Origin of the sequence: Providencia sp. PROV189, from assembly GCF_028480065.1 — a bacterium.
Lineage (GTDB): Bacteria > Pseudomonadota > Gammaproteobacteria > Enterobacterales > Enterobacteriaceae > Providencia > Providencia stuartii.
The window spans coordinates 59,913-72,047 of sequence record NZ_JAMPOG010000023.1 but is presented as its reverse complement, the minus strand read 5'-3'; the positions used below and the strand labels follow the sequence as shown (position 1 = coordinate 72,047).

Below are 12,135 nucleotides of genomic sequence, written 5' to 3'. Positions count from 1 at the left end.
TTTACCCATTCGGTAAACTGTTTTTTTAATTATTTAATTACTATTTATTATCTTGATTTATATATAACCGTTTAATATCCATATTATCAAGAGGGTCTTTTCCTTTGAATCCACCAACCGAAGGTTTAATTAAACGCACACTGACCCGATAATAGACGGGAATAATCGCTGAATCTTGATCGAGTAGTGCTTCCGCCTGCTGATAGATTTGTTTACGACTGGCGTCATCTGGCGCGCTCAATGCCTTTTCTAACAAAGCATCGAATTCTGAGTTTTTATAAAATGCGGTGTTATTACTGCTATCTGACGACATAATATTTAAAAATGCCGATGGTTCATTATAATCAGCGCACCAAGTCGCACGCACAACATCATAGTTACCATCATGGCGACTCTGTAACGACGTCTTCCATTCTTGATTTTGTAAACTTACCTCGGCCCCAATATTTTTTTTCCACATTGAAGCTGCGACGATAGCCTGCTGTTTATTTTGATCGGATGTGTTATACAGAAGTGAGAATTTCAGTGGATTTTGCGCATTGTAACCCGCTTCTTCCAAAAGAGCCTTTGCACGCTGGTAGCGTTTTTCATTACTCCAATTTGCCCACTCTGGTGGGGAAAAATCGCCATTATTAATGAAAGTAGGTGTAAAACCATAAGCAACAATTTGCCCTTGTGCCATTATTTTATTCGTAATGGTTTCCCTATCTAACCCGAGCTTTATCGCCTCTCGCACTCTCGGATCGGTAAATGGTGGTTTGCTATTATTAATCTCGTAGTAGAACGTACATAGGTAAGGACGAATATATAATTCGTTCGGCCGTTCTATTTGCATTTTTTTATAAAGAACAGGTGGAATTGCTGAATTACTGATATCAATTTCACCGCTACGATAACGGTTTACATCACTCACTTCTGAAGAAATAGCTAAAAATGTCGCTTCATCAATTTTACTGTTTTGATTATTCCAATACTGTGGATTACGCTTCAAAACAATCCGTTCATTGACAACCCATTTATCTAATACATAGGCTCCATTGCCGATAAAATTTTTGGGCTGAGTCCATTTATCGCCATATTTTTCAATCGCCTTTCTGTTTACGGGCTTCATCGCCGTGTGATTAAGCATATCGATAAAATAAGGTACTGGATGGGTCAACGTGACTTGCAAATGTTTCTCATCCAATGCTTTCACACCAAGAGACTCAATTGGCTTTTTACCTTTTAAAATTTCAGAAGCATTCTCAATATAGGCATTTTGCAAGTAACTTGAGTAAGGAGAGCCTGTTTTAGGGTCGGCTAACCGCTGCCAGCTATACACAAAGTCTTGTGCAGTCACTGGTGTACCATCGCTCCACTTGGCATTATCTCTGAGAGTAAACACCCATGTAGTATAATTATCATTAGTCCAACTTTCGGCAACACCGGGTGTCACCTTACCATCCACATCCGTATAAACGAGCCCTTCAAGAAGATTAAGAATAATATTGCTCTCAGGGATCCCTTCGACTTTATGGGGGTCTAATGACGAAACCTCTGTGCCGTTATTAATGGTAATCGCTTGCTTAATCGACGCAGACACTGGATCTGCATTAGTGTGTAATGCAACTAAAAATATAGGTAGTGAATACAAACTCTTGGTAAAAAAATTCATTATCACCCTCAACGGTTATTTGGTTGCTACAACAAACTTCAGCATCCTATCTGGTTATTTTGTTTCGCGTCATACCCTGAAACTTAGAGTATTTCCCTTTGGATTAGTTTTAATAATCCACTTTTGGCCTCTCACATTTTTGTTACAAAATGTTAAAATTGTGTAATCACCCGCAAGCTAGACAAGCCTGTATTAAACTAAAAGCGTTATGATTTTATTGTATAAATAGATGATTATTCTGTTATTCATCTATTCGCACAATTGAGACTTGTTTAAACATATCATTAACATTGAATAAATTAAATAGCGCAAAAATTTACTTGGCTCACATTTCCTTACTTTTTATGCCTTATTTAGCAAAAAATGCGACATATTATTATAAGAAAAGGGAATTGAAATCAGCACAAAATAACAGCAGATTAGCAGGCAAAAGATAATCTATTTATGACTATCATTTAATAGAATAACACCATCATTTTTTATTAGTGATACCTATAAGTTAAAAAACGATAATGGTGTTTATTTGTTTGGCGTTTTTTTAATCGGAATATTATTACTAATGTAATAGACACTTATAGATCACCATATAATAGTGATCTATGAGCAAGAGAATTAGTATGTCAAAAAATGATTATAGAAGACCGGGAAATATTGCTTTAACCCCCGTAACAATAAACTCTATCCCCAGAGACATCAGAAGCAGTCCCATAATTCGCGTCACCACGTTAATCCCTGTTTGCCCTAAGTAGCGAACAAGCAATGATGCCGAGCGGAACAGTAACCAACAGCAAAATGCAAACACAATACTTGTCAGCGCCAGACCGATAAAGTTTTGCCAACCATGCCACCGAGATGACCAAACGATACAAGAGCTAATTGCCCCCGGCCCTGCCATTAGCGGTAATGCAAGTGGTACTACCCCGATACTATCTCGCACTGCTGTTTCTGTTTTCTCTTGTTTATTTTGTTTGTCTTCACCGATTTTCCCACTGATCATCGACATTGCAATCGTTACAATTAATATTCCACCCGCAATGCGGAATGAATCGATAGAAATACCAAATACTTGCAGAATTGAATCGCCGATTAATAATGATGTACATAAAATGATAGCGACAGAAGTATTCGCTATCGTATTTGTTTTGTTACGCCCAGCGCTACTTTGATAATTAGTCATGCTAATAAACACAGGCAGAATTCCCACTGGGTTTACTAACGCAAAAAGACCAATAAAAAATTTTATATAGCCTGATAAATCAAGTAATCCTGCACTCACGCATCAGCACCTTTAAATAATCAGATTTAAGAAAATCACAGATAGTTAAAGTTTATCACTAAATAAATAAAATAGATTCTGCTAAGTTTTATTTTAGCGGTTACTGTTAGTTATTCGCTTAAACTTCATGCAAATAATATGATTTTTTAGCTCTTTTTATTCGTTATCAAAAAATATTGTGTCTAATTTCAACAAAAAACATGCATTCCCTCAAAATAGGCTTGCTGAAAGGAGTCAGCTTTGAATTTTTGTGATCTAGATCACATCAATAAACACAAATAATGCTAATCTATTCTTAACTGATAGAGGGAGTTAATTTAAGAAAAGTACGCTTTTCACCTTGTACTAAAAGCTTTTTAAGCCAATAAGCGGATAAATAAAATATGTTAATAAATATAAACTATAATTTATCTACTCAGTTTTTAGCGTTTTAATGTTTCAAGAAGCACTGCTCATTGGCTTAAAAAGTTTAACATTTATCAGGAGTAATCTCTATGTCAGTAACTAATGTTACCGAACTCAATGACCTCGTTGCTCGTGTCAAAAAAGCTCAGCGTGAATTCGCTAACTTCTCTCAAGAGCAAGTTGACCGCATTTTCCGCGCAGCAGCGCTTGCAGCAGCAGACGCACGGATCCCGCTCGCTAAACTTGCTGTAGAAGAATCAGGTATGGGTATTGTTGAAGATAAGGTAATCAAAAATCACTTTGCCTCTGAATATATTTATAATGCCTATAAAGACGAAAAAACCTGTGGCGTGCTTTCTGAAGACCCAACTTTTGGAACAATTACTATCGCTGAACCTATCGGTATTATCTGTGGTATCGTTCCAACCACTAACCCAACCTCAACCGCCATTTTTAAATCTTTAATTAGTTTAAAAACGCGTAATGCAATTATTTTTTCTCCGCACCCTCGCGCTAAAAATGCAACCAATAAAGCGGCAGAAATTGTTCTTAAAGCAGCTATCGAAGCTGGTGCACCGAAAGATATTATCGGTTGGATCGATGCACCATCGGTCGAATTATCTAATGCATTGATGCATCACGAGGATATCAACCTGATTTTAGCAACAGGTGGTCCTGGTATGGTGAAAGCGGCATACAGCTCCGGTAAACCTGCTATTGGTGTAGGCGCAGGTAATACACCGGTTGTTATCGATGAAACGGCCGATATCAAACGTGCTGTGGCGTCTATCTTGATGTCAAAAACCTTCGATAATGGCGTCATCTGTGCATCCGAGCAATCCGTTGTTGTCGTCGATGAAATTTATAATCAGGTTCGTGAACGCTTCGCGACCCACGGTGGCTATATACTGCAAGGTAAAGAGCTTAAAGCCGTTCAAGATGTTATTTTGAAAAATGGTAGTCTGAACGCAGCAATTGTTGGTCAAACTGCATATAAAATCGCTGAAATGGCCGGTGTTACTGTACCTGTAACCACGAAAATACTTATTGGCGAAGTCAAGGTGATTGCAGATTCAGAGCCATTTGCCCACGAAAAATTATCGCCACTCCTCGCCATGTATCGCGCTAAAAACTTTGAAGAGGCTGTAGACAAAGCCGAGCAATTAGTCGAAATGGGGGGTATCGGTCACACCTCTTGTCTATATACAGACCAAGATAACCAAGCTGAACGTGTTAATTACTTCGGCGTCAAAATGAAAACCGCGCGTATCCTCATTAATACGCCCGCTTCACAAGGGGGTATCGGTGACCTCTATAACTTTAAATTAGCGCCTTCTCTCACACTTGGTTGCGGTTCATGGGGTGGTAACTCAATCTCTGAAAACGTTGGACCAAAACATTTGATCAATACTAAAACCGTGGCGAAAAGAGCTGAAAATATGTTGTGGCATAAACTTCCTAACTCAATCTATTTCCGTCGCGGTTGTCTCCCTATTGCACTTGAAGAGATCGCAACGGATGGCGCAAAACGTGCATTTATCGTCACTGATGGCTATTTATTTAACAATGGCTATGTTGAAGAAGTGGTAAATGTACTGAAAAAACACCATATTGAAACCGACGTTTTCTTTGAGGTTGAAGCTGATCCTACATTAACGGTCGTCCGTAAAGGTGCCGCTCAAATGAACGCCTTTAAACCTGATGTCATTATTGCATTAGGTGGTGGCTCCCCAATGGACGCGGCCAAAATTATGTGGGTTATGTACGAACATCCAGAAACGCATTTTGAAGAATTAGCACTACGCTTTATGGATATCCGTAAACGTATTCACCGTTTCCCTAAAATGGGAGTGAAAGCAAAATTAGTTGCGATTACAACGACCTCAGGAACAGGCTCTGAAGTTACCCCATTTGCAGTGGTAACGGATGATAAAACAGGTCAAAAATACCCATTAGCGGACTATGCACTGACTCCAAATATGGCTATCGTCGATGCAAACCTTGTGATGAATATGCCGAAATCACTGACCGCATTTGGTGGTCTGGATGCTGTGACTCATGCGATGGAAGCCTATGTTTCTGTATTAGCGAATGAATACTCTGATGGTCAAGCATTACAAGCGCTTAGCCTATTAAAAGAGTACCTACCGACGAGTTATCATGAAGGGGCAACCAATCCTGTTGCAAGAGAGCGTGTCCATAACGCTGCAACCATCGCTGGGATTGCATTTGCAAACGCATTCTTAGGGGTTTGTCACTCAATGGCCCATAAATTAGGCTCTGAGTTCCACATACCACATGGATTAGCGAATGCCTTATTAATTAGTAACGTCGTTCGTTATAATGCTAACGATAACCCAACTAAACAAACGGCATTTAGCCAATATGACCGTCCACAAGCACGACGCCGTTATGCTGAAATAGCCGATCATTTAGGTTTAACAAAATCTAGCGACCGTACCGATGCTAAAATTGAAAAACTATTAGCATGGCTTGAGGAAATCAAAGCAGATTTAGGTATCCCTAAATCCATACGTGAAGCAGGTGTGCCTGAAGCAGACTTCTTAGCACGCGTTGATAAGCTCTCTGAGGATGCATTTGACGACCAATGTACCGGTGCAAACCCTCGCTATCCATTAATTTCTGAATTGAAACAGCTATTACTGGATTCCTATTATGGACGCGAATTCACTGAACAAACATCCACAACAACAGCAGCAAAAGTGGAAAAGAAAAGTTCAAAAAAATAGTTAGGTAGCTAATTAATAAGAGAGGCACTGATTTAAAACTCAGTGCCTCTCTTTTTTAATAAGGATAATAAATGATTATTATCCTTATAATTTTTATGGGAAAGTGACTTTCCCTATTACACGATTAACTTAAATCTACTTTTAATTGTTATACGCAATTAATTAAAGTGAATCGCTTTTTTGGGAATAATGCCTTGGTTCATTAACTTAGCCTGTTCGATGGCTTCTGTATAATGCTTACGGCAGACAGAAATATACTTCTCATTACCGCCTATATCGACCTGTGCCCCTTCGTAAAGAGGAATACCATCACTCCCTATCCTTAATACTTTATTGGCCTTACGGCCGCAATAACACACGGTTTTTAATTCAACTAATTTATCAGCCCAAGCTAATAAATATTGGCTTCCGACAAATAGTTCACCTGAAAAATCAGTTCTCAGCCCATAGCATAAAACAGGTATATCACTGTTATCGACAATATCGCATAACTCTTCAACTTGCTGTTTTGTTAAAAATTGACACTCATCAATTAAGACACAATGTACCTTTTTTGTGCTATTTTCATTTTTAATGACTTCCGCCATATTTGTGGTTGGCGTAAATAAAAGTGCATCCGCAGACAACCCAATACGCGATGAAACTTTACCCTGCGCAAAGCGATTATCGATTTCTGCCGTGAAAATCAGCGTACGCATCCCCCGCTCATTATAGTTATAAGAAGATTGCAACAAGGATGTCGATTTCCCTGCATTCATCGCAGAATAGTAAAAATATAGCTGAGCCATCAGCCTAGTTCCTCTAAATTAATAAACAAGATAATTTTACCATAAAACATGTCATTAGATTAACAGTCATCATCTGGAAGCACTTAAAAATACAGGCATCAAATAGAGATATCGCCATTGATTTTGCTAAATCTTACCAATAGTAATCACTTTTTTCCCTCTTAAAACAGGTAAAATATCGAACTATCATTGGTAAAAATATAGCGTGCTCCCTAAAACATAGTACTAATTTACTGTATCAAAAAAAGAAAATTTACGTTTAGTCTCTCTTATTTGCTTCATTATCATGCCACTAATAACCTGACGTATTCTCGATGCGCCCTTCAAATTATAATCAAAAAAATTTCCAGCTAATTGAATCCGTTTTTCATTAGTTTGGATATTGATAATAGTGGTATATATATATCAGTGAAAAGTTAATATTTCTTTTGTAAAAAAATTGCTTTTACTAAAGATAACTTTTAAACTAATAGTGCAAATTAGCTATTGCAGAAAATAAAATAGCATTCTATTATTAGTGTACACAGGCCAACAATTAAATTTGAGACCAGGAAAATGAGCGAATCTTTAAAAGCATTAAATAACATCCGTACTCTTCGTGCTCAAGCAAGAGAAATTGCTTTAGAATCACTGGAAGAAATGCTGGAAAAATTAACTGTCGTTGTTGAAGAACGTCGTGAAGAAGAAAATCAAGTTCGTGCAGAGCAAGAAGAAAAGAACCGTAAGCTAGAAAACTTCCGTCAAATGGCAGAAGAGCAAGGTATTGATCTGAACGAACTGGTTCAAATTTTAGATACAGGTAAAGGCTCAAGCACTCGTGCTAAACGTGCTGCTCGCCCAGCTAAATATAAATACGTTGATGAAAATGGCGAAACTAAAACTTGGACTGGCCAGGGTCGTACCCCAGCAGTTATCAAAACCGCCATTGAAGAACAAGGTAAATCTTTAGACGATTTCCTAATCTAAGATCCATAACCTTATTCCCCAAAAACACCCTTATATAAGGGTGTTTTTTTATCCTACGTTTAAGTTTTATTATCACTTATGCCGCTATTAGCCATTAAATTGTTAATCCCCTCCTGCTCCAAGGATAAGCAATCCTCTTTCGCTCGTTTTAGTCATCCTTTTATCTGCTAGTCATTTATTAATATTATTTAAATTTAAGCCATCGCTAAAAGTAAAGTTATGTAATCCTACTCAAACTTTTTAAGCATACGATTGAATAATAAAACTTATACGATACAAAAAAAATTGATGTATTTTTCTTCTAAATACGTAAATTAAATTAAGCAATAATTTACATTAATTGATACTTAACTATTGAAAAGCTACAAGGCGCACAAACAAAAAAAGCTAACATCTAGAGTTAGCTTTTATAAATCATCATAAGAAGAAACTGTTTATTTTTCTGCTTTAGAACTGTTCAATTTATTCGATATGGTTTGGATCCACTCAGAAAAATCTTCCCCTAATGAATCATGTTGCATACCATATTCTACGAATGCCTTCATATAACCTAGCTTATTACCACAGTCATGACTTTTACCACATAGATGGTACGCCTCTACAGGAGACTTATTTTCCATCATAATCGCAATAGCATCGGTTAATTGAATTTCATCCCCTGCCCCTGGTGCTGTTTTTGCTAGTGCATCCCAAATTTTTTCCGATAATACATAGCGGCCAACAATCGACAGATTTGATGGTGCTTCTTCTTTCTTCGGTTTTTCTACCATGCGGCTAATCGGTTTGCTTTCACCAGGAAGCAACGTTGCACCATTACAATCTACAATCCCATAATTAGAAACTTCATCTTCAGGAACGGGCTCAACCAAAATTTGGCTTGCTCCCGTTTCTTCAAAATGGGCCAGCATTTCGCTCAAATTAAACTTGGTTAAATCGGTGCTATAACGATCTAAAATAACATCGGGCAGAATAACCGCAAAAGGCTCATTCCCCACAAGAGGCTTAGCACATAAAATCGCATGACCTAAGCCTTTAGCAATACCTTGACGCGTTTGCATGATAGTTACGTGACTTGGGCAGATAGATTGCACTTCATCAAGTAATTGACGCTTAACACGAGCTTCTAAAATTGCCTCAAGCTCGAAACTCGTATCGAAGTGGTTTTCAATCGAGTTTTTTGATGAATGAGTCACTAAAACAATTTCATTAATACCAGCAGCGATACACTCATTAACAACATACTGAATTAAAGGTTTATCAACGAGTGGTAACATCTCTTTGGGAATTGCTTTAGTCGCGGGTAACATACGAGTGCCAAGACCTGCGACAGGGATTACTGCCTTGCGTACCTTTCTATTTGTCATTTTAGTCATAACTCCAGAATTCTCCTAAGCACCCAAACTCTTTATATAATCAACGGTAATAAAGGTGCGTTTTTAGTGCGAGGCAGTATAACAGGAATAATTTTTGGATAAATAGTACAAAGCCCTAATTAGAGCCAATATGACACTTACTGGAGTAAATTTAAACAAAACTTAAGATTCAGGATTAAACATTAATTTAATATTTTGGTGGTTATTCCAAATTCGACATTGCCAAAATGTCCCTCGTACATCGAGATGATTGGAGGGTTGATGTTTTAAAGTTCCCAATGGAACACTCCTAGATAAGCTATATTGAGCATTCTCTGTTGCAACTTCCGCTTCTAACCCTCCACTAGCCAGAATAATCGCTTTATTACGCGTATTGAAGTACCCCAGTAATATCGGAAATTGCCCACTAAATCCGGAATCCTCTAATAAATAATTTATTTGATTAATAATTTTATCGATATTAGGTAGTTTTTTATCTGGAAAACTTACCGCATTTTTTAATAAATCGTTAAATACAACACGGATCAAGAACGCTGCCATAATTCCCTCCTGTGGAGAGCGTTCTATATCAAGGCAATAAAAACCAATTTGAGTATCTGATATTGGTGCGAGATCAAGAAGTAGCCCGAACCGGTTAATTTCATTTAATTGACGGTAATTAACGCGATAGCCATTAATCACTTGATTTATAGGTGGCTGCAATTGCTTTAACACTGGCGTGATATCTTGGTTATCATAGTTTATCAGTGTGGGTTGTAACCTATTAACAACTTGATCGTTGTATTGCTCAGGATACAGGTTACTCTGAATAGTAACTTTCAACTCCTCTAAGTTTTTTATTGGTTTCAATAAAGCATCTTTTGCACCTAACCGTAGCATACGGTCAAGCTGCGTGAAATCTGTTGTTGCAGAGATGACAATAACAGGGATGTGAATATTTCGTGTGACCAACTCTGCCATAAAATCCTCACCACTCATGACAGGCATATTCAAGTCACACAAAATCACATCAGGGTTAAGGTTTTCTTCGGTGAGACGTATTAATGCACTCTGACCATTATCCGCGACAAAGACTTGCATCCCCTGAGCATGTAAGTACCCTTCTAACATTGAACGAAAAACTTTTTCATCTTCAACGATGAGTATCTTTTTATTTTTCATATTTAACCTACTTCTAGCTTTCATCGGTTATTTACTACCAATACTATTATTCATATGACAAAATCATTGTACTGTCATTTTTAAAGTATAGTTATTTTTATACCTTATACTTATTTTTATAGAGTAGAAGATGGAACAATCCCTAAACAACTGTTGTTTTTGTTGCAATTCACTCCCTTTTAGCCAATGCTGCCAACCTTATCTCGATAATCAGGCAATCCCGGAAACACCCGAGCAATTGATGCGCTCTCGCTATAGTGCTTATGTGACAAAAAATGCCGATTACCTTATCGCAACTTGGCATCCTGATTGTCATGCCAATAACTGGCGTGAAGAAATAGAACAAAGCTTCTTACAGACACAATGGCTTTCTCTTCGTGTCATTAGTTCTTCTTATGCTAAAAATAGCGATGAAGGTTATGTGGAATTTTCAACTTGCTTTATTGATGAAAAAGCTGATCATAAACAGCTTATTCATGAACGTTCCCGTTTTCTGCGTATAGAAAAACGTTGGTATTACATAGATGGTATTACACCTAAAACAGGTCGAAATGATCTATGTCCATGTGGTTCCGGCAAAAAATTCAAAAAATGCTGTAACAATCATTAGTGGTCATGTTTTACCCATCGTAACGGAAATGCATAATGTATCGTTTGCTTATGTGCGCTCTAAGCCCTTCAAGCTACTGCTAAAACGATGCGCGAAAACATCTATTTATCGGATAGATGCAAGCCCTGTTTGCGCTATTTACAGTCACTTGAAGTATGATGAGTATGTAAGCTTTGTAAGTTAAGGATCAGACACTTCCATGCAACAAAAGAATGTACAAAAAAAAGTCCTTCGCACCATTTGTCCTGATGCAAAAGGCTTGATCGCAAAAATCACCAATATTTGTTACAAACACCAGCTCAATATCGTACAGAATAATGAATTTGTTGATCACCGCACTGGTCGCTTCTTTATGCGTACAGAGCTTGAGGGGATTTTTAATGATGAAACCCTACTCGCTGATCTCGATGACGCCCTACCGGCGGGTTCAAAACGTGAATTAAATTCATCAGGCCGTCGCCGTATTGTCGTTATGGTCACCAAGGAAGCTCACTGTCTAGGTGACTTATTGATGAAGAGTGCATACGATGGTTTAGATGTAGAAATTGCGGCAGTTATCGGTAACCATGACACATTGAAAGGCCTTGTCGAACAATTCGGTATTCCTTTCCACCATATTAGCCATGAAGGTCTAACGCGTGAACAGCATGATGAAAAAATGATTGCGCAAATTGACCAATATCAGCCTGATTATGTGGTCTTAGCAAAATACATGCGTGTATTAACCCCAGCGTTTGTACAGCATTATCCGAACCAAATCATTAATATTCACCACTCATTCTTGCCTGCATTCATTGGTGCCCGTCCATATCATCAGGCATATGAACGGGGCGTTAAGATCATTGGTGCGACGGCTCATTTTGTTAATGATAATCTTGATGAAGGCCCTATCATTACGCAAAACGTTATTAATGTAGACCACACCTTCACAGCCGATGATATGATGCGCGCAGGTAGGGATGTTGAAAAAAATGTCCTTAGCCACGCATTATATTGGGTATTAGCTCAACGTGTTTTTGTTTACGGAAACCGTACTATTATCTTGTAATACGAATATTTGCTGTTTAAATATGCATGAAGCGCAAAAAAACAGCATTTGAACAGCTTTTAAAAAATTAATACTTTACAGGGGCGCGTCATTTGATATGATGC

At 37.8% G+C, this 12,135-nt stretch carries 9 protein-coding genes; 4 read left to right on the top strand and 5 right to left on the bottom strand.

What is annotated here, in order from left to right:
• Positions 1-40 precede the first annotated feature (40 nt).
• Positions 41-1,654: an ABC transporter substrate-binding protein gene (locus PR833_RS14625; RefSeq protein WP_014656064.1), complete on the bottom strand. Its 1,614-nt coding sequence runs from the start codon at positions 1,652-1,654 to the stop codon at positions 41-43.
• Positions 1,655-2,285: 631 nt separating this feature from the next.
• Positions 2,286-2,930 (bottom strand): YchE family NAAT transporter, encoded by a 645-nt coding sequence (locus PR833_RS14620; protein ID WP_014656065.1) that lies wholly within the window; start codon positions 2,928-2,930, stop codon positions 2,286-2,288.
• A gap of 494 nt (positions 2,931-3,424) precedes the next feature.
• On the opposite strand from PR833_RS14620, the gene adhE reads away from it, so the two are divergent.
• Positions 3,425-6,085 (top strand): bifunctional acetaldehyde-CoA/alcohol dehydrogenase, encoded by a 2,661-nt coding sequence (adhE, locus tag PR833_RS14615; RefSeq protein WP_014656066.1) that lies wholly within the window; start codon positions 3,425-3,427, stop codon positions 6,083-6,085.
• A 158-nt stretch (positions 6,086-6,243) separates the two neighbouring features.
• On the opposite strand, the gene PR833_RS14610 is transcribed toward adhE, so the two are convergent.
• Positions 6,244-6,873, bottom strand: coding sequence for a thymidine kinase (locus tag PR833_RS14610; protein WP_004920273.1), 630 nt, complete (start codon positions 6,871-6,873; stop codon positions 6,244-6,246).
• Positions 6,874-7,428: 555 nt separating this feature from the next.
• Between PR833_RS14610 and PR833_RS14605 the strand changes: the two genes are divergently transcribed.
• A complete protein-coding gene (locus PR833_RS14605; RefSeq protein WP_004920278.1) occupies positions 7,429-7,839 on the top strand; it encodes an H-NS family histone-like protein in 411 nt (136 codons plus the stop codon).
• Positions 7,840-8,273: 434 nt separating this feature from the next.
• On the opposite strand, the gene galU is transcribed toward PR833_RS14605, so the two are convergent.
• Positions 8,274-9,203, bottom strand: a complete 930-nt coding sequence (gene galU, locus PR833_RS14600; protein ID WP_169342231.1) for a UTP--glucose-1-phosphate uridylyltransferase GalU — start codon at positions 9,201-9,203, stop codon at positions 8,274-8,276.
• 171 nt (positions 9,204-9,374) lie between these two features.
• Positions 9,375-10,373 (bottom strand): two-component system response regulator RssB, encoded by a 999-nt coding sequence (gene rssB / locus PR833_RS14595; protein ID WP_014656067.1) that lies wholly within the window; start codon positions 10,371-10,373, stop codon positions 9,375-9,377.
• Between the two features lie 130 nt (positions 10,374-10,503).
• Here rssB and PR833_RS14590 point away from each other — a divergent pair, with 130 nt between their 5' ends.
• Both PR833_RS14590 and purU read left to right on the top strand, forming a co-directional pair.
• Entirely contained in the window at positions 10,504-10,983 is a 480-nt protein-coding gene (locus PR833_RS14590) for a YchJ family protein (protein ID WP_272526272.1), read from the top strand.
• A gap of 199 nt (positions 10,984-11,182) precedes the next feature.
• Positions 11,183-12,031, top strand: coding sequence for a formyltetrahydrofolate deformylase (gene purU, locus PR833_RS14585; RefSeq protein ID WP_004920291.1), 849 nt, complete (start codon positions 11,183-11,185; stop codon positions 12,029-12,031).
• The last annotated feature ends 104 nt before the right edge of the window (positions 12,032-12,135 follow it).